Raw genomic sequence first — 21,654 nt, forward strand, 5'->3', positions numbered from 1 at the left:
TCGACAACTCAAGGTTATCAGAGAGAGGAAAAGGAGTGTATTTTTTTGCCTCCGTTCCATCTGGCGATGGAACGGAGGACACCACCACATTCAGTATAGAGCCTTATTGGGCTGTATTTCTTCTTCCTATATGAAAAAAAGCCATTATCCATGCACAATTGGATAATGGCTTTTATGATTACTATTTCGATTTATGATAGAAAGATTTAGGAACATCTGAACGGAAAAACATCAGTGTATTTGTTTTCGGATGGTAAAGTGCCAGCGCTTTTGCGTGCAGACCCAGCCGGCCAAGTACACGGCGATTTCCGCCGCCGTATTTCTTATCGCCTACTACCGGATGGCCCAGCTCTTGCATATGAACCCGGATTTGATTCTTTCTGCCCGTTTCCAGCTCTACCTCCAGTAAAGAAAAACGTTGATTGGATTGAATAACCCGATAACGTGTCGCTGCCCGCTGACCGTCATTTTTAACCCGGCTGGAGTACATCTTATGTGTCGGACTTTCTTTTAACCAGGAAACAATATAACCTTTTTCTTTAGTAACCTGTCCTTCCACTAAAACGACATAGGTTCGTTCTTTCACTATATCCTTCCAATTATCCTGAAGTTTGCGTTTTACCTTCTCGCTTTTTGCAAAAACCATCACTCCAGATGTTTCCTTGTCTAAGCGGTGGACGACAAAGATACGATTGGCCGGATCCTCCTGTTTCACATAATCCATCAGCTGATGAAAAGCAGTTTGTCTTCTTTCTTCCTTTGTTGCAATTGAAAGCAGACCTGCTTCTTTATCGATGACAATGATATCTTCATCCTCATAAACGATGGACATGCCAATAAAGATTTCCTGCTTCACCGCTTCTTTATTCTTTAATATTTTAACAACCTGTCCCTTTTCCAGCATGTAATTATGCTGTGTTTGGATGCGATCATCCACAGAAACCTGCCCTCTGGTTAAAATAGACTTTACCGAATTACGGCTGCGGTTTTCTAGAACCTCTCTTAGAAAAGGAAATAGTTCTCCCGATTCCGTAACTTCATAAGTCAAAAATGGCGCAGCTTTTTTCGATCGGGGACGTTTTTTGTTTTTCATGTTAAATCTCCTTTATTCTTACACCGTATAGAATTTCATTTTTCACAAACCTTTTTCAGTATATACACCCTTGCGTATAAAAGCTAGTCCTCATCCTTCACATCAATATCCTCTGGGATTGGTTCATCTAAGTATGCTTGAATGACCTTCCTATACTTCTCGACCTGTTCGAAATATGTTGTAAATTGTTCTTTATTGATTAAATAGTTTTCCCCATCATAAATCGCACGTATCTTCCCTTGTAAAACATAAGTACGCACAATGGATTCATCTATTGATAAATACGCTGCTGTTTCTTTGATTGTTAGATACATTTAAATAAATTGCTTTTGAAGGACGTCATGATACGCTTCATTTTTCTGCATTTGTTTTTTTGCAAACGGGCATAAAGGGATAATATATTTGTCGTTTTCTCGTGCATATAGAACAACTTGCTCCAGCAGCTGTTGAGCAATCCCCTGGCTTCGGAGTTCTTTTGCCACATACGTATGATCAATAACTAAACGGTTCGATCCTGATTGTACAAAAGTAATTTCTGCTTCCGGATCCTTGATATCCTCCCCAACGTAAAATTTTGTTTCTCCTTTATGAATGGTAGCCATGTTAGCCCTCCTAAATATCTACATTTCTTTCATTATACTCTTTCAAGTTTCTGGTCTCAAGACATTATTTTTGTAAGCGTTTTAAATATTAAGAAATTAAACTCTTTTTTTAAAATAGATTGCTGGACGAAACCAGATACTTCTTTCTACAATGAACATGAGGTGATTTTTTGAATACTTATATCCGACAATTATTACCATCCGATAAAATATTAATGGAAAATATGCAGACAGAAATAGAAGATGATTATATTATACGCATTTTTGAGATTTTATGTACTGGAAACCACGTACTTTTTGGACTTTTTTATAATAATCAATTAGTCAGCACAGCCGGCTATTCTGTTTTCGCATCCGCCTATGCCATGCTAGGCAGATTAAGAAGCGATATTCGTTATCAAGGAAACGGGTATTCCAATCGGATAACTAAATACGTGCTGGATCAGGCATTCCAAAACAAAGACGTGGAATGGGCAGGTGCAAACACACAAGCTCATAACGCTCCGGCACAAAAGGTATTGAACCGTATCGATTTGGAAAAGCAGACCGAATTTTATGGATGTACAGCAAAAACATTGGATGGCATATCAGGTGCAGAGGAAACTTGGCGGGAAATAACGCAGACAGATGAAAAACTGAAATTATTAAATACATACCATGTTCATGAAAATACGTTTTTTCCGCTTGAATGCTATTATCCTTTTCTAAGCTCGCCTAAGCTTTTTCAAGAAGATCAAATAAAGAGCTGGCGATTCTTTCAAGAGAATGGCCATCCTCCATTAATTACAAAGAAAAATATAAAAAAAGAGGTGTATCTTCACGCTATTTACCCATATAAAGATTTATTTCAGCGCAGAGGGTTATGGAATACGATTGCGAAAGCGCAGCATGCGTTACAAATACAGCATCCAGATAAGAAAGTCCATGTATGGATTGATATTCCCGCAGCCATTATCGACCAGCTGCCTAATGCTCATCCATTTGAATTAGATTCTCCGTGGCTGCTCTATGGAATAGACAGAGAAGCGTGGGCAAACCTCTAAAAAAAGCAGGCGATGCATTTAAAAGATACATCGCCTGCTTTTAGCCTTCATGCTTTTTAATATTCGTGAAACCTGCTTTCTGCATAGCCGGGAATTGACCAGATATTTTCTCCATGTTCTTTTGCCTCTTCCTGCGCTTGCTCCAGCTCTTCTAAGTACTTTGTATTCGGCTCATACACAAAGCCGACCCTTGCATACCCTTCTTCGACTAATAACTGGTTAACATTATCACCATCTGCCCAGATATAGGCAAGCATCCGGTCGTAATCGTCTCTTTCAGGATTTCCTCTTTCTAACTCGACCGTTTCCCCTTCCGGCATCAGTTCTTTGGCAAAATCACTTGCTTCCTCGCCAAATGGCTGTACTTCCGTATCAGGCTTCACACTTTCCGGGGTATCAATCAAGAGTAAGCGGACCCGCTCTCTTGTTCCATCTTCCAGATGAACAATCACAGTATCACCATCAACGACCCGTTCCACAGTGACTAATTCTCTTCCTTCTGCCGGTTCATTGTCTTCTAAAAAATCCAGCAGCTCGCATCCTGTTAAAACAAACAGCGACGCGAACAGAATAAACAGCTTTTTCATTTCTTACATCCTTACCATTATCCATATTCTTTTTTTTGAATTATTTATTAATAACCACGTTCATGCTGGTATAGATTAATCGACGGCGCTTTCCCATCTAAATAGTTCTTTAAATTCGGAATAAAAATATCTTCAATCACACGCTGATTATAAAACTCCGTTGCTCCTGCGGTATGCGGTGTCAAAATGACATTTTCCATCTCCCAAAGCGGATTAGATGCTTCTAACGGTTCCTTTTCAAATACATCCAGCCCGGCACCGGCAATTTCATTATTCTCTAACGCCTCAATCAGCGCTTTCTCATCAACAATTGACCCTCGTCCGATATTGACAAAGAAAGCATCGTTTTTCATCTGTTTAAATTGCTCTGCGCCAATCAGACGATGGGTATCCTCTTTTAATGGCAAAGTAACAACTACATAATCACTTTGCGGAAGTACTTTATCTAATTGATGCGGCTGATACATTTCATCCACATTTTCTGCAGCTTTCCCTGAATGACGGACTCCAAGCACCTTCATCCCAAAGGCTTTTGCTATTTTAGCTGTTTCCTGTCCTATTTTCCCTGTGCCAAGCACTGCCATTGTCTTGTTATGGATTTCCCCGCGAAGTTTTGCGTGGTGCCATACTTTTTCCTGCTGCTGTCTGACATAAGTATGAATTAACCGTGTAAATCCTAGAATATACGCAAAAATTGTTTCGGAAATCGGATAGCTGTGCACCCCGTTTGCGCTTGTTAATTGAATGTTCTTTTCCACAATTTTATCTAAGTTTAACGAATCGACCCCTGCACTCCAGGATTGTACCCATTTCAGCTGATTGCTTTCCAGATAGGTACTTTCTTTATCCTTGCGCCAATTAACAAGGATTTCTGCTTGCTTCAGAATATCATCAGAAAGTTCTTTGCCTGTATGGATTTCCCAGTCTGGAGCAGCCTTTTTTATTTCTTCTACATACGTATCCTCCAGATTTAAATGAATTGCCATCGTCCTTTTTGCCATATATCCTCCTATCCGACACCATTCTCATAAACATCGATGGTACCTGTCTCTATATTCTTATCATTATCTTAGCAATTGCTCAGCCATATCGCAACGACTGCGCATTCTTTGTATTTTTCGAGAACAAGTAATACAATTGTGAACGGAGCCTATATCTATTTAAAGACATTGATAAAACGGAATCACAGCAATGGATTTCGAAAGGAGAAACAATAATGAATGCTATTCAATTACCTGAGGCAGTCCAAGAGCTGCTTGAAAATAATAAAAAAGAAGTAACAGATCGCGAGGAATTGATTCGTTCCGGCGGATACCTCCCGCCAAGCGATGATTTATTGATTGATGCCATTGTCGCATTAAGTATGGGTAAAAATATATTATTAAAAGGACCGACCGGCGCTGGGAAAACAAAATTTGCGGAAACCCTCTCCTCTCTTTTTCAGCGGCCGATGTACAGTGTAAACTGTTCCGTTGACTTAGATGCAGAAAGCTTGATGGGGTTCAAAACGCTTGCTTATGAAGAAGAAAAACAGACAATTGAATTTGTTCCGGGGCCAGTTACCAATGCAATGAAGCAGGGAACATTTCTTTATATTGATGAAATTAATATGGCTAAGCCGGAAACCTTGCCGTTGATTAATGGTGTTTTAGATTATCGCCGAACGATTACGAACCCTTTCACCAACGAGATTGTGACTGCTGCAGACGGGTTTGGCGTTATCGCGGCGATCAACGAAGGCTATATTGGAACAGTTCCTTTAAACGAAGCATTAAAAAACCGTTTCATTGTCATTGACGTACCTTATATTCAAGGAGAACAGCTGGAACAATTAATTACTGAATCGACCAAACTGACAGACAAACAGCTGATTGGGCGTTTTGTGACACTATCCAATGATTTGATCACAGCGGTAAGTCAAGGAAAATTGTCAGAGGATGCTGCTTCTATCCGCGCCCTGCTGGATGCTTGCGACCTCTCAACCTATCTTCCGCCTAAACGCGCTATTTTACGCAGTATTGTGGATAAGCTCGAAGAAGATCGTGAGAAAGCGTTTGTGGGGAATTTGGCAGACACGTTATTTTAATTAAAGAGGAGTAACTTTGATATGTACCGATTTCACCAAACAAAGGTTGACACCCATTTATTTATGCAATTGCAGGATTTAACGACTGTTTTGGCGAAGAATGAACAATTGCAATTCGAGTCCAGCTTTGGTTCCTTTATTGATATAACAGAAAACAAAGTAACCGCTGGCCGTTTTTGGGACCGTCTCCCGGCTGAAATGCAGGAAGCGGGCGCGAAATCAGATGTCATCCTGCGCACATTAGGCACCCTGCATCAGACCGATGTAAAAATCCTGCAGCAATTCAAAAAGGATTGGGAAGATTCCCTTCTTCCCAAATTCGCAATTCAGCTGATGACATTATTAGAAGACATTCGTTTAGAGGACGCAATCCGGAAAGAACGTCCGGGCACGAAGCGAAACTTTTCTTACAGGCGAGCGTATTTCCATCACTATTTCACGACCCAGCTGCAGTCCAATGTCACACGCAGCTATGCAACCGATGAAATATTTTGTATGATTTATTTATTGCTTTTTGCCAATCAGCCAGACCCGGGGTTTCCTCGTGTGGAGAAAGCACAGCTGGAGATGCTCGACAGTATAAAAGGGCATCTGTACAGCGTCTTTGAGACAAAGCATACACGTGATAATGTGGCGTTGACCGAACAAATCATGCGAAAAATGCAGCAAGCAGGCTATACAGATTCAATTCACGAATACTTCATCCTGCCAATCGGGCATGTCGAATCGTATGAAAAAAATACGCTGTTTGATGAATTAACACGTACCGATCCGTTAGTGAATGACGACCAGCAGGAAGAAACAAATGAAGAAAATGAATACTTCGATGAAACCTTCTCTACCTGGCATCGTGAAAATAAAAATGATGACCGCAAGCAAAACTTTCTGCAATTTGAGTTGGAGCAAGGCACAAAAACCTCGATGCTTGGCGGCGGTGCCCGGGAAACAGAAGACGGCGATCAAGCAATGGCTGCGATTCAAGGAACTTCCGGTCAGAGTAAACAAAATGACTATTCCGATAAGGAAACGCTGACCAAAGAAGAAAACACTTCTGAAAACAGTAGTGAATCAAGCTTTGGGAAAGAAAATGAACATGCACAGATGTTTACAGAGTATGCAGAGACTCCTACAGAGGATGAACAATTACAATACCGGCAGTTTGTAGAGGAAATTGATCCCTTTAAAAGAAAACTTGCCAAAACCATTCAATTAACGTTAGAGCATAAACAGGATACACCGAGAACAGATTTATTATTTGGCAGGCTCTCTAAAAAACTGCTTCCTATCTTTTTAGAGGATTCTCCACGTGTATTTTATAAAAAGGAACAGGAATCAAAAAAATTCGATGCGGTCTTCACCCTATTGATTGATTGCTCTGCCTCGATGGAGAACAAGATGGAAGAAACAAAACGCGGTGTGACCCTGTTTCATGAAGTGTTAAAAGAGCTGCGCATTCCGCATGAAATCATCGGTTTCTGGGAGGATGCCAATAAAGCGAGTGACAGCTACCAGCCGAATTATCTGCAATATATCCAGACTGTGGAGGATTCTTTGTATAAAGAGCAAGGAGCTAAAATTATGCAGCTGGAAGCACAAGAAGACAATCGAGATGGCTTCAGTATTCGTCATGTCACTAAAAAATTAATTCCCCGCAGCGAGAAAAATAAATTTCTGCTGATTTTTTCCGACGGACAGCCGGCAGCTTCCGGCTATGACCAGAATGGCATTGTGGATACGTATCAGGCTGTAGCCGATGCCCGCAAGCATCAGATTGATGTAGTTGGAATGTTTCTCGCAAACGGTCAGATTGAAGAAAACGATGATACAATGATGCAAAATATTTACGGGAAAGAACGCATCATGGTTCCAGATGTGAGCGCCCTGCCAGAGCATTTCACTCCGCTGCTCAAGCGTTTATTACTGAAAGCAATTTGATAAAACGAAACTTCACTCAGTGGGAGTCTTTCGACGCACAAATGTTTCCGATGGGGCGAGTAATCGCAAAAGCACTTCGATGGGACGAGTAATCGCAGTCCCAGTCCCAGGATGTGCTAGTGCAGACGTTGCGACAAATGTTTTCGGTGGGGTGAGTAATCGCAACCCCAGGACGTCGCGAACTTAGTCTGCTTCCTTAATTCTCCCACTGAGTGTTAGCTGAGTGATTCAGGGAGTTAGCGTCCGTTATCTCCCGCCTAAATAAATTTATTTTTACGCTTTATTTTGAGGCGGGAGTTTTACGGACGGTTCTCCGTGATAAAGTGTTTTTTCCCCATACAAAAGGCGAGCATTTTTCGGAAATGCTCGCCTTTTATGATTAAATGCAAATATATACTATTTTTCTGAATTTTATTTCCAAACCAATATAACCTGGATAGCTTTATTGAACTTCCATGTGCAGATCGCCTGTTTTTGCCCAGCCTTTCATCTGCAGTGCCTTGTAAGTCATTACAGAAATAATTGCCGGCGTAATCACACCAACTACAATATACATGACTAAAACGCCCGCACCTTGGTTGGCTAAAATATTTAATGGCGCAATAAACGAGTTTAATCCTAAACCGGCTAGCTCATAGGGTACTTCAAAATCAAATATTAAAATAGCAATGGGTGCACAGATAATCGATGATACAAACGGTCCGATAACTAAGCGCGGATTCTTCACAATATTTGGGACCTGCACTTTCGGCGTTAAGAAGAATTGTGCAATATTTGCACCTAAATTGTTTTGTTTGACCGACATGGCAGTGAACCCTACAAATTGAGCTGTGCAACCAATCAATGCCGCAGCACTTGATACGGGATCAAGCTGTAGTGCAATGGCTATAGCCGCGGAAGATGCCGGCGACATTAAAAAGATACTCCAAATTAATGAAATAACAATCGCTGAAATAAACGGAGACCCTGTAGTAGAGCTTGCGATGATTGCACTGATTTTCTCAAGTAATGGGGTTGTCACGGCCGCTAAACCAACACCTGCAACTCCCCCTACAAAAATAGAACAAAACGGAATTGCCATCATATCAAGCGATGTTTTCCCTGTTACACGCTTTCCGACCCAGGTAGCAATAACAGCAGCCAGTACTGCGCTGATAGGCTGTCCTGTAATAAGCGTCCAGCTTCCGTCAGCCGTCATAGATAAAGCATTCGCGCCAACCGTACTGGAAGCCATCGCTCCAAAAATAACTAATGTATTTCCCCCAAGCTGATAGGCTATTCCAGCTCCAATCGCCGGCGCCAGCATCAGCTGAGCTGCATTACCAATCAATAGAAAACCTTCCCACCCTGTAAATGTTCCGATTGTTTCAATCAACAATCCGATACCAAGCGTCACTAAGACGGCGTTCGCCAATCCTTGTGATGCTTTGTACATTCGATCAATTATGTATTTCTTTGTTGACTCTTTCACTTTTCGTACCTCCTAATAATTCACTTAATTTCCTTTTCTTTAAATTAGTGGGAAATGTTATTTAATTCTAAACAGAAAGTGCTATTTATCATAAACCCATTTCTTTTTTGCGTCAATAATTATTTTTTTCTGAATGTTTATCTTTTCGATGAAAATGAACGTTTTTGGTTGTTTCCGACTGAATTTAATGATATTCTATCATTAAGAGGTGAAAGTAATGCTGACAGATGAACGCCATCAATTTATTTTACATCGTCTAAATGAAAGCGGTGTAGTTAAGTCTGTAGATTTAATCGAGAGACTTAACTGCTCTGAGTCCACTATACGTAGGGATCTTGCTCATCTAGAAGAAAAAGGGCTCCTGCTCCGCATCCACGGCGGAGCAAAATTGAACGCTACATTTGGAGCGGAATTGACCTATCAGGAGAAAACAGTCAAAAACAGTCAACAAAAGAAAAATATAGGAAGGCATGCTGCCTCCCTTTTAGAAGAGAATGATGTGATTTATTTAGATGCAGGGACGACAACACTGGAGATGATACCGCATCTTGCTAATTTGTCGATTACCGTTGTAACAAACGGTATTGCCCATGCTTCGATGCTTGCAGACAGACAAATTGAAGCCTATCTCGTAGGCGGTAAATTAAAGCATTCCACAAAAGCAATGGTGGGCGCGCCAAGTCAACATTCTTTAATGAATTATCAATTCACTAAAGCCTTTCTCGGCGTAGACAGCATTGATATGACATATGGCTGTACCACGCCGGATCCGGAGGAAGCAACAATGAAACAGCTTGCTATTGAAAGAGCTTCAGACACATATTTTCTTGCAGATGACAGCAAATGGAACAAAGTCAGTTTCGCAAAAATATGTAATTTCTCGGATGTAACGTTTATTACGGATAAAATATCAACGATTCACCAACCCTATTTAAATCACACAACTATTTTGGAGGTAGATTAGATGATCTATACAATCACTTTAAATCCATCGATTGACTATATTGTTCCGGTCGACAAATTGGATTTAGGCGGGCTGAGTTATATGAATAATGATTATAAGCTCCCCGGCGGAAAAGGCATCAATGTATCACGAATTTTAAAGGCACTCAGGGCAGACGCTGTTGCTCTTGGATTTGTCGGAGGCTTTACCGGAAAATTTATTGAAGATGCTTTAGACGAATTAGATGTTCGGACAAACTTTGTTAATATCCAGGAAGATACCCGCATCAATATTAAGCTGAAAGCTGATCAGGAAACCGAAATAAATGGACGCGGTCCTGCTTTATCGGATGAAGAAGTGGCAAGGTTCCTGAAGCAATTTGAAGAAGTGAAGGATGGAGATACGGTAATTTTATCCGGAAGCAAGCCCCCTTCCCTTCCAGACAACTTCTATGAGCAATTAATCCAAAGAGCAACCGATCAAGGTGCTGCGTTTGCGATTGATACAACAGGTGCTGCCCTTGAAGCATCCTTGAGCTACCAGCCGTTATTAGTGAAGCCGAATATTCATGAGCTGGAAGCATTATTTGATGTGAAGCTGCAAACAGATGAAGAAGTCATCGCTTACGGGAAAAAGCTCTTAGAAAGAGGGGCAAAACACGTGATTATTTCCATGGGTGGAGATGGTGCATTACTTATCACGAAACAGGGAAACTATAAAGCAAAAGCACCAAAAGGAAAGCTGATTAACTCCGTAGGTGCCGGCGACTCCATGGTTGCAGGATTTATCAGCTCCTTCTTAAAATCGGGAGATCCGGCCGAATCATTTAAAACAGCAGTTGCTTCTGGCAGCGCTACTGCTTTTTCAGAAGACCTGGCTACTGCAGAAGCCATTGAAAAGCTGCGTTCCCAAATCCAAGTAGAAACCATTTAATTTTTAAATAGAAAGGATGAGAAACATGCAGGTAACCGATTTATTAAAAAAAGATGTTATGATTTTAAACCTTCAAGGCACATCGAAAGAAGCTGTCATTGATGAAATGATTTCAAGTCTTTATAAAAATGGCATTATAACAGAACAAGCATCATTTAAAGAAGCTATCCTGGCTCGCGAAGACCAATCCTCCACCGGCCTCGGTGACGGAATCGCCATGCCACATGCGAAAACAGCAGCTGTAACTGAACCTACTGTCTTATTCGCTAAAAGTGAAGCAGGAATCGATTATGATTCCTTAGATGGACAGCCTGCCCACCTCTTCTTTATGATTGCTGTTCCTGATGATGGAAGTGATACGCATCTGCAAACCATCGCAGCGCTATCCCGTCTTTTAATGGAACCGGATTTTACAGGTAAATTAAAAGAAGCAGGCACTCCAGATGAAGTACAAGCGCTTTTTGCAGAAGCAACCGAAGAAAACGATGCTCCGGAAGATGAAGCAGCGGAAGATAAAAACGAAGAGATGAATGTCACCGACCTATTGAAAAAAGACGTCATGCTCTTAGACCTTCAAGCTTCATCCAAAGAAGCAGCAATAGATGAAATGATTGCAAACCTTTATAAGCATAATGTTTTAACAGAGCAGGCATCTTTTAAAGAAGCTATATTGGCTCGTGAAGAACAGTCCTCTACCGGGTTAGGCGACGGTATTGCAATGCCGCATGCAAAGACAAAAGCAGTAACCGAACCTACTGTTCTATTTGCTAAAAGTAAAATTGGAGTAGATTATAATTCCTTAGACGGACAGCCTGCACACCTTTTCTTTATGATTGCTGTCCCTGAAGGCGGAAACGATACGCACTTACAAACACTGGCTGCTCTTTCCAAACTGTTGATGGAACCTGTCTTTGTAGCAAAACTGAAAGAAGCATCTACTCCGGATGAAGTGCAGCAGTTGTTCCTTGATGCAACACAAGAGGATACAACAGAGGAAAAAGCAGAGGCGCCCGAATCAGGCAGTTCTGCCAGCAGTGATGAAAAACCTTTCGTCGTAGCAGTAACCGCTTGTCCTACTGGTATTGCCCATACCTATATGGCAGAGGATGCTCTCAAGAAAAAAGCAAAAGAAATGAATGTAGACATCAAAGTAGAAACAAATGGTTCAGACGGTACGAAAAACCATTTAACAAACGAAGACATTGAGCGTGCTTCCGGCGTTATCATTGCTGCCAGCAAAAAAGTGGAAATGGCCCGCTTTGATGGCAAGCACGTTGTTGAGCGACCGGTTGTAGACGGCATTAAAAAAGCAGAGGAACTTATTACCAAAGCATCGGCGCAAGATGCTCCCATTTATCGTGACTCCGGGGAAAAATCTGAAGAAGACGGCGAATATGAAAAACAATCCGCCTGGGGTAAGATTTATAAGGATTTAATGAACGGGATTTCCCATATGCTTCCATTTGTTATTGGTGGCGGGATTTTAATGGCTATTTCCTTCTTGTTTGAAAGTTTCTTAGGAAGTGAATCAGAATTCTTCTTATTCTTTAACAGCGTAGGAGGTACAGCATTTAATTTCTTAATCCCAATTCTTGCTGGTTATATCGCCATGAGTATCGGCGACAGACCTGGTTTAATGCCTGGTATTGTAGCTGGTATGATGGCAGTACAGAGTGACGCCGGTTTTATCGGCGGTCTTATCGGTGGTTTTGTAGCTGGTTACTTGGTGGTATTAATCAAACACTTATTAAAAGATCTGCCACAGTCTTTAGCAAGTCTTAAACCAATTTTATTATATCCTGTGCTCGGGTTACTTGCCACGGGAACAGCAATGTACTTTGCAATTGGACCAGTTTTTTCTAAGCTAAATAGTTTCATCCTTAGTTTCCTTGAAGGTATGGGAACAGGAAATATTGTTATACTCGGTATCCTTCTTGGCGGCATGATGGCTATCGATATGGGTGGGCCATTTAATAAAGCTGCTTATACTTTCTCTATCGGAATCTTTAATGATACAGGAGATGGAGCATTTATGGCAGCTGCCATGATTGGTGGTATGGTTCCTCCTTTAGCAATCGCTCTGGCAACAACGTTCTTTAAAAATAAATTCACCCCAGATGAGCGTAAATCTGGAACAGCGAATTATATAATGGGGCTATCCTTTGTTACAGAAGGCGCTATTCCATTCGCAGCTGCTGATCCATTACGCGTGATTACCTCATCTGTTATCGGTGCTGCAATCGCTGGAGGATTGACTCAATTCTTCCATAGTACCATTCCAGCACCACATGGCGGTATTTTCGTTGTTTTATTAGGTAATGCATGGTGGTTCTTCTTACTATCATTACTTATTGGTACAGTTATCTCAGCGTTAATACTTGGTATATGGAAAAAACCAGTTTCCAAATAAGAAAGAATCCATACCTGGATTTTCAAGGGGCGAGTTCGACAAATGTTGAACTTGCCTCTTTTTCTAATATATAAAAAAGCTCTGGCATCATTGCGATGCCAGAGCTCTTTATTATATCGAAACTATTTTCTCTTGTAATTTTTATGGTTAACTACGGTTTTGATCGGTTCCCCTGTAGATGGGTGATTTCCGATACGGACAATAACTGAATTCTCGCGGATAATAAGCACTTCTGCTTTCTTACCTTTATATTCACCGCGAACAATACTAATCGTTTCACCGACCTCAGCAATATCCTCCTGCTTCACCGGTTCTTGTTCTAAATTTTCTTCTTCCATGTTATAACCTCCCTGTATCAATAGCGAACTAGTAATTTACCTCATTCATCGTACCACAAGTGTATAAGGAATTATATTTTTTTTCAAAAGAAACGCTAAAAATTTATTTCTACGCTCGAATCTTATATAATCAAGGTATCTTAAGGAGGATTTGTTATGAACCTTGTTTTTGACCCTAAATGGGATAAAGCGCTTCCCGATACAGACCGTCTTAAAATTGAACAAACGTTTCAAAAATTCGTATTGCCGAATACTGCCGGTAAACAAATAACATTTACCCCTTTATGGCAAGCAAGAAATCACCGGTCTGATTTATTGGTTACTGTTTTAATAAATAATTATAGCGGCCAAGCGTATTCCTTTGGAGACACCACACTAAAATACGTAGAAGACAACGCAGTAAAAGCCGAAAAGACATTCACTTTAGAAAGAGTTTATGTGCCTCCAGACTCTAGCATGCCCTGGACATTTATTTTTCCGGAATCCAGCTTTATAAACAGCTCTATTAACTTACATGGCAGCTTAATTTGTCACAACTTAAACGACCTTGATCCTCCTGATTGATTATGACGGATAATGGCTAATTATGATGAAAAATAACCGTCATTATATTTACTGGTTAAATCTGGAACCGGAAAATAGATTAAAAAACGTACCCTTTGAACTAAGTTTCGTTTTATAATTAGTATATTACTTGGATATTCATGCATAGGTAGGTACTTTTTCTTTTTTAAACCGGGATTTAACTATCATTTTTTATTAAAAAACTATTACAAGATTTTAATTCATACAATCCTATGCTATATTTGAAGATAGGTTTCATCATGAACAAGTTGAAAATCCATATCCCTGCCCTTATAGTATTAAAAGCTCGAACAGATTAGTCGAAACCTGTAAGTCAGCTTCAAGAATCAACATCGCATAATTATTCATTTTATATTGACATCACGAAAATACTTGCTCAAATGACAGGAGAGGATAATATTGAGTATGACACCAACTTCGAATTCAACTTTGAATTTTATTGACGCATTTACGTTATCTGAAAAAACAAATTTAAATATTTCAATCCTATCTTTAAGAGATTTGGATGATTTTCAACTTGATTCATCAAATATACCGGATTTAATTATGATCCCAATTTATCAATACAACGATATTACACGCATTCTTGAACAGGAACAATTAAAGGATGTTAAAATTGCAATCATCCTGCCTAATTTGCATATGAAGGATATTATCCGATTGTATGAATTTGATATAGATGGATATTTTGTTAAAAATATGAGCCTGAATGAAATCATATCAGGAATCCGTTTTATCAATGAAGGATGCATTTATGTTTACCCCGAGTTAGCTAAAGCATTACACGATGAATTTTTAACTTTATCTTCTACGTTACAATCCCGTCCGGATGGTCTTCTTACCAAACGGGAATGGGATGTTTTACTTGAAATATCCAGAGGAAACAACAATGAAATTATTGCCAATAACTTAGAAATCTCTGATAAAACAGTGAAAAACCATGTAACCACCGTTTTACGTAAGTTAAATGTTAATGACCGGACGAATGCGATGCTGTTAGCGTATCGGAAAGGCTGGATCTAAAAAATAAAAAGTATAACTAAAACGAGAAGCCTATGAAATATATAGACTTCTCGTTTTTATAATGAATGGTTTGTAAAGCACTCAGGCATTCTAAAACTGCACTTTATGCTTTACACACTCTCTTTTCAGCTATTAGCTGCCCTGAGATAATTCTGTTTGCACTTGTTGTACTTCTTGAGGTGTTGCTGTTTGACCAGGCTGATAATAACCATGCTGCAATGCATATTGATATACTTTCAATTGGCGTGCTTCGTCCCGATTTCTTAGTTCTACAAATTTTTGGCGCAACGCAGGGTTATTCGATTCAGAAATATAACCGGCGTAACCTTTCAAACTTGCATTAAGACCGTTTAAATAATCATTTACCATCTCTTTATCCTGAAACATTTTCAAATCACCCTCCTACTGTAAAAATGACATTAATTGTTGTTGTGCATTACGAGCATCCTGCGCATCAAATTGCAGGATTGATTTAAACTCCGGATCTTGTGCCTGTTCAGCATATGCCTCCAGCTTATTCACAATCATCCCGTGCTCTCCAATAACCTTACGCAATGTTTCCAGTTCTGTTTGCGTTAATTGGTTCATCAGACAAACCCCTTTCCAAAAATTTATCAAGGTTATTATGCCCGGTGAACTCATTTATATGCCTTTGGATAGGTGCGATAAAGAAATTTTTTACTGTTTTAATGCATCAAGTCTGTATCCAAAATTTATATTCTTCCATATCAAGTACTTCTATCGATCCTGACCAATGCAAAACAGTTCCAATAAAATCCGGAATATCTAAGTCTGACATCTCATATACTTCTCCATTATTTACGGTAGCAGTAGCATCCTCTACAAATACAACTTTGAAACCTCTATCATATGCAGCAATTGCTGTAAATAAACAACAAAATTCTGTGTTAAGGCCAATAATGACAAGCTCGTCCACTTTATATTTCTGACACTTTTCCAATAAATCTGTTTGGTAAAAAGCACTGGGAGTTTCTTTTTGAATTATTTCTGTAGCATATTTTTTAAAAGACGGATAAATCTCTGCACCTTTTCCCTCAATATAGAACGGATCTTCTCTATTTTCACTAGTATGTTGAATAAAAAAAACAGGAAAATTCTGATTTGAAAAATCCTTTAATACCGTCTCCATATTTTTTACACGTTGCCCTAGACTATATTGTTCATTAATCAGCTCTTTCTGCATATCAATTGCTAATACTGCCTTCAATGTAGCTCCCCCAATTGTATTTAAAATTTTTTAATTTATTGAATCAATATATACCATTAGAATCAGCTCTCTAATTTAAATTCCTGCTTTTTTGCCAAAAAAGAGTTTCCTTATATAGGAGAACTCTTTTCATCAGCTTATTTTTTAGTGCTTTTTATCTTTTCCGGATAAAAAGTTATTTGCTTCTTTTCATTTTAATAATACTTAATTTGACCTTGAAGCGTTCCAGTATATAATTCAAACTTATATTCATCAAAATTTGTAAAATAAAGAATGGTTTATTCCTTGAATATACATTTAAATCCCTCTATGTCGAAATTTCTTTTATTAAGCCTTTAATCTCAAAACATCGCTTGTCAGCTTCGGATCAAACCCGTAGATTTCTTTCTGCTTGTATGAATGGATTTCCTCATAAATAGTTATCATATAATCCAGTAATTGCTCATTTGTTTTCTCTTGTTCATCCCAGTACATAATATCCAATTCTATTTCTGTATGAGATACTAATGCCTGGAATCGATAAGAAATCCTTTCTGATACCTTAAAGCCTTCACGGAAATAAAAACGCAGGCGTTTCTCTGTATCTTCATCCCTTTCATCCACTGGCTCTACTTCCAAAATAATCGTTTTCCGTTTGTTTTTTAGCTGTTGAATCAACTTTTTACCTATTCCCTTTCCCCGAGCCCTTTCAGAAACCCATAAAAAGTCAACAAAAACAAAATCGGCATACTCCGCATACATCATAATATGTAAATCACTTTCATCCTTATGATAATGATTGGGCTTATCCACCAGTAAAGCTTTTAATTGCTCTTCTGCTTTCATTTCTTCCACTGGAAAATATCCGTTTAATCGTTGAAACCAATCCATTGTAAAACCTCCTGAAAAATTTTTTGCTTCCCTTTTTTATTTGCTGTCTCCAGTCACAGCTGACTATTTGACAGGAGAGATAGACACACGAATACAGCGTCAAGGCAATGAACGCTTTCCTTGATAAAAGGCCGATGATTTCATAGAATCATCAGCCTTAAAATCATACTTCGCATTCCTCTACTCTTCCATCAAAAGCACTGCTTCTTCTTCTACAAATTCACCTGTCCGCTGAAAGCCGCTATGTTCATATAATGTGATGGCAACATGATTTTCCTTCACGGTAGATGTACGTAACGCTTCTTTCGGATAATTCTTTTGGAAGTCTTCCATAAATTTCTTTAAAGAAGCTTTTCCATATCCTTTGCCTTGAAAATCCTTCGCAATCATAAACCGGTCCATCCACCATGAATCCTTATCATAAATATCACTTGCCGGATAATAGCATAACATGAGAAATCCGACCATTTCCTCCTCATGATAAATCGCATAAGGACGTTTCTCTTCCTTTTCATAAACTGCTTCCAAAACAGAATACCAATTAGGAGCTATAAAATCTTTTTGATTATCATTCACCTTTAATAATGAGCATTTTTTATAGTTCGAGCTGTCAACCTTCTTAAATGTAATTGTCATCCTCACTCATCTCCCTTAGTTATAGATGATACTTTCATTTTAAACGATAGGAAAAAGAATGGACAGTAATTACTCAAAGATATCTGGTTTAAAATTCCTGATGCTTCAAAATGATACGTGCTTTTCCGCAATTTCTTTTTCGAGTCGTTTCCGTACATCGCTCGCAGGTGAGCTCTGGCTTTGCTTTTCGCCATATTTCCGGACGTTTATCGCCTCGTTCTCTTCTTCCTCATCACCGACAACAAAAATATACGGTATTTTTTTCATCTGTGCCTCTCTTAATTTTAATCCCAGCTTTTCTTCCCGATAATCTGCTTCAATACGGATACCTGTTTCTTTGAAAGTATCCATTAATTGATTTGCATAGGAATGATGTGCAGAGGAAACTGGTAAAATAATGGCTTGAACAGGAGCCAGCCAAACTGGAAAAGCGCCTGCAAAGTGTTCAAGCAGAATACCAAAAAAGCGGTCGATGGATCCATAAATTGCCCGGTGGATAACAACAGGGCGCAGCTTTTCATTTTCTGCATTGACATAAGTTAAATCAAATTTTTCCGGCATTTGAAAATCAAGCTGTAATGTCGCACATTGATGGCTGCGTCCTAAGGCGTCTTTGATATGAAAATCAATTTTTGGGCCATAAAATGCGCCATCACCTTCATTTACTTGGTAAGGCAGCTCCATACGCTCTAACACATTTTCTAACGCCTGTTCTGAAGCCTCCCAAGCAGCATCCTCTCCCATAGATTTCTCTGGACGTGTAGATAATTCAACCGCATAGCTGAAGCCAAACACCCCATATATTTCATCAATTAAACGAATGGCTCTTTCCATTTCCTCCTCTACCTGATCTTCCCTTGCAAAAATATGGGCATCATCCTGACAGAAAGTGCGGACCCGGAGCAGTCCATTTAAAGCGCCGCTGTATTCATGACGATGGACTTGACCGAATTCCGACAGCCTGATTGGCAAATCACGATAAGAACGCAGCTTTTGCTTATAGATTAACATATGCCCCGGGCAATTCATCGGCTTTAATGCGAAATTGGTATGATCGACTTCCGAAAAATACATATTCTCCTGATAGTGATCCCAATGGCCTGACTCTTCCCAAAGCTGCTGGTTCATCAGAAGTGGTGTACGCACTTCCTGATAGCCTGCTTTTAATTGTGCTTCTCTGGAAAATTGTTCAAGCTCCTGGCGAATAATTTGACCATTCGGCAAATAGAACGGCATGCCAGGCGCTTCTTCAGAAAACATAAACAGATCCAGCTGCTTTCCTAATTTACGGTGATCTCTTTTTTCTGCTTCCTCTATAAAATGCAAATGTGCTTCTACATCTTTTTTCTTCGCAAAGGCAATGCCATAAATACGCTGCAGCATTTCGTTATTACTGTCGCCCCGCCAATATGCTCCTGCCAGCTTTATAAGATGAAATGCTTTAACATACCCAGTAGATGGTAAATGTGGACCTCTGCACAAATCAGAGAAATCTCCTTGTTCATAGATTGTGATTGCTTCATCAGCCGGGATACTTTCTAACAACTCTACCTTATAAGGCTGATGGTGTTTTTTGAAATAAGCTTTTGCTTCTTCCAAGGAGAGTTCATACGAATGAATTGAAAGATTTTCCTGAATAATCTTTTGCATCTCTTTTTCGATTTTCATCAAATCTGCCTGTGTAATGGATTCCTGACATTTCATATCATAATAGAACCCATGTTCAATCACCGGCCCAATACCAAACTGAACGTTTCCTTTTCCGTAAAGCCGCTCAACAGCCTGTGCTAAAATATGTGCTGCAGTATGCCGCATAACCTCCAGACCTTCGTCTGAATCCAGTGTTAACAATTCAATTGCACTCTCTTCGGAAATAGGATAACTTACATCTACCAGCTTCCCATTCACTTTTCCAGCAACAGCTTTCTTCGCTAAGCCTTTTGATATTTGTTCAGCGATTTCTTTTAAGAAAACTCCTTTTTCTACATCATCTTCTCTTCCATCCGGAAATCTAATTTTCACTTCATTTTTCATTTTCTTCATACTCCTTCTTCATTTTAGGCAAATAAAAAAGCATACACTTCCCTCTATACAAAGGGACGAATATACTTCTCCGCGGTTCCACCCAGATTCCCGCCAAGTGATTGGCAGCTTCATTTTGCAGTAACGTTGCATATGGCGGCATCAGTTGTCACCCTGACGCAGCTCGGAGGTGGTAAATTACGCTTCTTGGTTAGAGAGCTCTCACCTTCTGCTCCCCTCTCTTTAAACCTTCCAAGTAATTCATGTCCTCTTCTTCGCTTTTCATTGTTCCAAGCTTTTTATTGTATTAAAAAAAACACATCCTCCCCTTCCTAAGAAGGGGCGAATGTGTTATCTTCGCGGTTCCACCCAGATTCCCGCCAAGTGATTGGCAGCTTCATTTTGCAGTAACGTTGCATATGACGGCATCAGTTGTCACCCTGACGCAGCTCGGAGGTGGTAAATTACGCTTCTTGGTTAGAGAGCTCTCACCTTCTGCTCTCCTCTCTTTGAGCCTTCCAAGTAATTCATGTCCTCTTCTTCGCTTCTCTTGAATAAATTATAAAATATCATACTAAAGTTTTTTAATTTATGCAAGGGGAATTTTTTATTTGATAATTACACTTATAATGTGTGTTCAAAAAGCCAGATAAATAAGACCAAGTCGGCTAAGGCTGTAACGTCCTGGGACTGCGATTACTCTCCTTACCGGAAACGTTTGTGCGTCGAAAATTAAAGATGACGAGCTATCTCCAAACAGAGCGTATGCTTGAGAGTATTGGAAATAGCTCGTCAACGTAAAAATTCGCTATGTCATTTTTAGTGGGACTTTTGAACATTCTCTTATATTTCAATAGCTTATCTGATTAGACTATTTAGATGTTTAAAGAATGCTGTTTTTTTCATTCAATAACCTCCCAGACACCAGAAATTCCGGGCGTTTCTCCACTTGTCCACCATTTTGCTTGGAAAACTTTTCCGTTATAGATAACTTTGTCTCCTCCAAGATAAACAGCATTAGCTTCCCATACCGGATAATTAGGGACTTCTGGTTCCGATTCTTCCGGGTCTTGTTCTGTCCCATCTCCGTCAAAGTCAACGTCTATAACATTATAGAAAGCATTCGCCGTATCATCCACATCCCAAACACCTAAAATAACATGGTAACCAGTCCTCTCAGGAATCGTTACTTGATGCGTTACTTTCTCCCCAGGTCTCGCCCCTCCATCATACACTTCATAAAATGGAATAAGTTCAAATTGGTCTCTGGTTAATGGTTCATTCGGATTCCAATCGGGTTTAGTTATATAATAATGCCATTTCGTTGTTGCATGCATCGCTGTTAAATGCCAAGTAAATGTATTAACTCCTGAATTCAAATCAACTTTTTCCCATCGATCTGAAGTCTGCTCATCTAATTCAGGAAAAACCCCCCCCGCCGAAGCAATTTCCCCATCTGAAATACTTACTCCCGGAAATCCTTTTGGTGCTTCTAAGCTTTGTGGCTCCCATTGAACACCGCCGCAATTTGTATTCACCTGTTCATTACACAATAACCCTCTTGATTTTGGCTGCTCAATATACCCATGTGCAGCAACAGCTCCTAGCCCAACAAACATAAAAAAGACGAGCGAAATAACGGTTGTTCCGAGATACTTCAGTGACTTACCATGAAATAACCTTTGCATAAAACTCCTCCTTTACTTGTTTAGACGGTTATAGATTAAAATCCAATGTTTTCTTAATGATATAATATTTTGGCTAATTTTCATTTAATTTACAACCGTCTTAAATTTATATTATCACTAAAAATGAAAGCGTCAACATAGATTATAATGTTTAATACAAT

At 39.5% G+C, this 21,654-nt stretch carries 23 protein-coding genes and 1 pseudogene; 9 read left to right on the plus strand and 15 right to left on the minus strand.

The annotated features are described in order from the left end of the window. Positions 1-181 precede the first annotated feature (181 nt). From ACFO3P_RS12440 to ACFO3P_RS12450, 3 genes are all read right to left on the minus strand, one after another. Positions 182-1,093 (minus strand): RluA family pseudouridine synthase, encoded by a 912-nt coding sequence (locus ACFO3P_RS12440; RefSeq protein WP_289585434.1) that lies wholly within the window; start codon positions 1,091-1,093, stop codon positions 182-184. An 83-nt stretch (positions 1,094-1,176) separates the two neighbouring features. Next, positions 1,177-1,407, minus strand: a complete 231-nt coding sequence (locus tag ACFO3P_RS12445; protein ID WP_042533367.1) for an excisionase family DNA-binding protein — start codon at positions 1,405-1,407, stop codon at positions 1,177-1,179. Beyond that, positions 1,408-1,695 (minus strand): GNAT family N-acetyltransferase, encoded by a 288-nt coding sequence (locus ACFO3P_RS12450; protein WP_042533365.1) that lies wholly within the window; start codon positions 1,693-1,695, stop codon positions 1,408-1,410. Between the two features lie 170 nt (positions 1,696-1,865). Between ACFO3P_RS12450 and ACFO3P_RS12455 the strand changes: the two genes are divergently transcribed. Next, a complete protein-coding gene (locus ACFO3P_RS12455) occupies positions 1,866-2,738 on the plus strand; it encodes a GNAT family N-acetyltransferase (protein ID WP_289585435.1) in 873 nt (290 codons plus the stop codon). 56 nt (positions 2,739-2,794) lie between these two features. On the opposite strand, the gene ACFO3P_RS12460 is transcribed toward ACFO3P_RS12455, so the two are convergent. Beyond that, a complete protein-coding gene (locus ACFO3P_RS12460) occupies positions 2,795-3,325 on the minus strand; it encodes a thermonuclease family protein (protein WP_052485027.1) in 531 nt (176 codons plus the stop codon). A gap of 47 nt (positions 3,326-3,372) precedes the next feature. After that, positions 3,373-4,326 (minus strand): D-2-hydroxyacid dehydrogenase, encoded by a 954-nt coding sequence (locus tag ACFO3P_RS12465; RefSeq protein ID WP_289585436.1) that lies wholly within the window; start codon positions 4,324-4,326, stop codon positions 3,373-3,375. A 215-nt stretch (positions 4,327-4,541) separates the two neighbouring features. Between ACFO3P_RS12465 and ACFO3P_RS12470 the strand changes: the two genes are divergently transcribed. Together ACFO3P_RS12470 and ACFO3P_RS12475 are read left to right on the plus strand one after the other, a co-directional pair. Continuing rightward, a complete protein-coding gene (locus ACFO3P_RS12470) occupies positions 4,542-5,411 on the plus strand; it encodes an ATP-binding protein (RefSeq protein WP_175297044.1) in 870 nt (289 codons plus the stop codon). Positions 5,412-5,432: 21 nt separating this feature from the next. Next, positions 5,433-7,346: a vWA domain-containing protein gene (locus ACFO3P_RS12475; RefSeq protein WP_289585437.1), complete on the plus strand. Its 1,914-nt coding sequence runs from the start codon at positions 5,433-5,435 to the stop codon at positions 7,344-7,346. Positions 7,347-7,788: 442 nt separating this feature from the next. Here the strand turns inward: ACFO3P_RS12475 and ACFO3P_RS12480 are convergent, their stop codons facing one another. Then, positions 7,789-8,817 carry a PTS sugar transporter subunit IIC gene (locus ACFO3P_RS12480; RefSeq protein WP_289585438.1) on the minus strand — a complete coding sequence of 343 codons (1,029 nt, stop codon included), beginning with the start codon at positions 8,815-8,817 and terminating at the stop codon, positions 7,789-7,791. A 217-nt stretch (positions 8,818-9,034) separates the two neighbouring features. Here ACFO3P_RS12480 and ACFO3P_RS12485 point away from each other — a divergent pair, with 217 nt between their 5' ends. The 4 genes and pseudogenes from ACFO3P_RS12485 (at position 9,035) to ACFO3P_RS12500 (ending at position 13,103) form a co-directional block, all read left to right on the plus strand. Further along, positions 9,035-9,781, plus strand: a complete 747-nt coding sequence (locus ACFO3P_RS12485) for a DeoR/GlpR family DNA-binding transcription regulator (RefSeq protein ID WP_042533356.1) — start codon at positions 9,035-9,037, stop codon at positions 9,779-9,781. Continuing rightward, positions 9,782-10,693, plus strand: a complete 912-nt coding sequence (gene pfkB / locus ACFO3P_RS12490; protein ID WP_042533354.1) for a 1-phosphofructokinase — start codon at positions 9,782-9,784, stop codon at positions 10,691-10,693. A gap of 25 nt (positions 10,694-10,718) precedes the next feature. Further along, positions 10,719-11,150 (plus strand): annotated as a pseudogene (locus ACFO3P_RS12495) (PTS sugar transporter subunit IIA); the annotation flags it as partial. A gap of 69 nt (positions 11,151-11,219) precedes the next feature. After that, entirely contained in the window at positions 11,220-13,103 is a 1,884-nt protein-coding gene (locus ACFO3P_RS12500; RefSeq protein ID WP_289585446.1) for a PTS fructose transporter subunit IIABC, read from the plus strand. A gap of 122 nt (positions 13,104-13,225) precedes the next feature. Here ACFO3P_RS12500 and ACFO3P_RS12505 read toward each other — a convergent pair whose 3' ends face one another. After that, entirely contained in the window at positions 13,226-13,441 is a 216-nt protein-coding gene (locus tag ACFO3P_RS12505; protein ID WP_042533352.1) for a DUF2187 family protein, read from the minus strand. Positions 13,442-13,597: 156 nt separating this feature from the next. Between ACFO3P_RS12505 and ACFO3P_RS12510 the strand changes: the two genes are divergently transcribed. Then, positions 13,598-14,005 (plus strand): SLAP domain-containing protein, encoded by a 408-nt coding sequence (locus ACFO3P_RS12510; protein ID WP_193065113.1) that lies wholly within the window; start codon positions 13,598-13,600, stop codon positions 14,003-14,005. Between the two features lie 426 nt (positions 14,006-14,431). Then, positions 14,432-15,049: a response regulator transcription factor gene (locus ACFO3P_RS12515; protein ID WP_226895178.1), complete on the plus strand. Its 618-nt coding sequence runs from the start codon at positions 14,432-14,434 to the stop codon at positions 15,047-15,049. Between the two features lie 132 nt (positions 15,050-15,181). On the opposite strand, the gene ACFO3P_RS12520 is transcribed toward ACFO3P_RS12515, so the two are convergent. From ACFO3P_RS12520 to ACFO3P_RS12555, 8 genes are all read right to left on the minus strand, one after another. Continuing rightward, positions 15,182-15,436, minus strand: a complete 255-nt coding sequence (locus ACFO3P_RS12520; protein WP_042533348.1) for a spore coat protein — start codon at positions 15,434-15,436, stop codon at positions 15,182-15,184. A gap of 15 nt (positions 15,437-15,451) precedes the next feature. Next, entirely contained in the window at positions 15,452-15,637 is a 186-nt protein-coding gene (locus ACFO3P_RS12525) for a hypothetical protein (protein ID WP_042533346.1), read from the minus strand. A 106-nt stretch (positions 15,638-15,743) separates the two neighbouring features. Further along, positions 15,744-16,277 (minus strand): isochorismatase family protein, encoded by a 534-nt coding sequence (locus ACFO3P_RS12530; RefSeq protein WP_042533342.1) that lies wholly within the window; start codon positions 16,275-16,277, stop codon positions 15,744-15,746. A gap of 327 nt (positions 16,278-16,604) precedes the next feature. Then, complete coding sequence (locus tag ACFO3P_RS12535) at positions 16,605-17,147, minus strand: GNAT family N-acetyltransferase (protein WP_042533340.1); 543 nt, start codon at positions 17,145-17,147, stop codon at positions 16,605-16,607. A gap of 180 nt (positions 17,148-17,327) precedes the next feature. Then, positions 17,328-17,783 carry a GNAT family N-acetyltransferase gene (locus ACFO3P_RS12540; protein ID WP_042533338.1) on the minus strand — a complete coding sequence of 152 codons (456 nt, stop codon included), beginning with the start codon at positions 17,781-17,783 and terminating at the stop codon, positions 17,328-17,330. A 105-nt stretch (positions 17,784-17,888) separates the two neighbouring features. Next, positions 17,889-19,817, minus strand: a complete 1,929-nt coding sequence (thrS, locus tag ACFO3P_RS12545; RefSeq protein WP_289585439.1) for a threonine--tRNA ligase — start codon at positions 19,815-19,817, stop codon at positions 17,889-17,891. Then, positions 19,807-19,968 (minus strand): hypothetical protein, encoded by a 162-nt coding sequence (locus ACFO3P_RS12550; protein ID WP_289585440.1) that lies wholly within the window; start codon positions 19,966-19,968, stop codon positions 19,807-19,809. The genes thrS and ACFO3P_RS12550 overlap by 11 nt, the downstream gene beginning before the upstream one ends. Before the next feature lie 739 nt (positions 19,969-20,707). Further along, complete coding sequence (locus tag ACFO3P_RS12555; protein WP_042533334.1) at positions 20,708-21,493, minus strand: lytic polysaccharide monooxygenase; 786 nt, start codon at positions 21,491-21,493, stop codon at positions 20,708-20,710. Positions 21,494-21,654 lie beyond the last annotated feature (161 nt).

It is taken from the genome of Oceanobacillus aidingensis, from assembly GCF_042654105.1.
GTDB classification, from domain to species: Bacteria; Bacillota; Bacilli; order Bacillales; family Amphibacillaceae; genus Oceanobacillus; species Oceanobacillus oncorhynchi.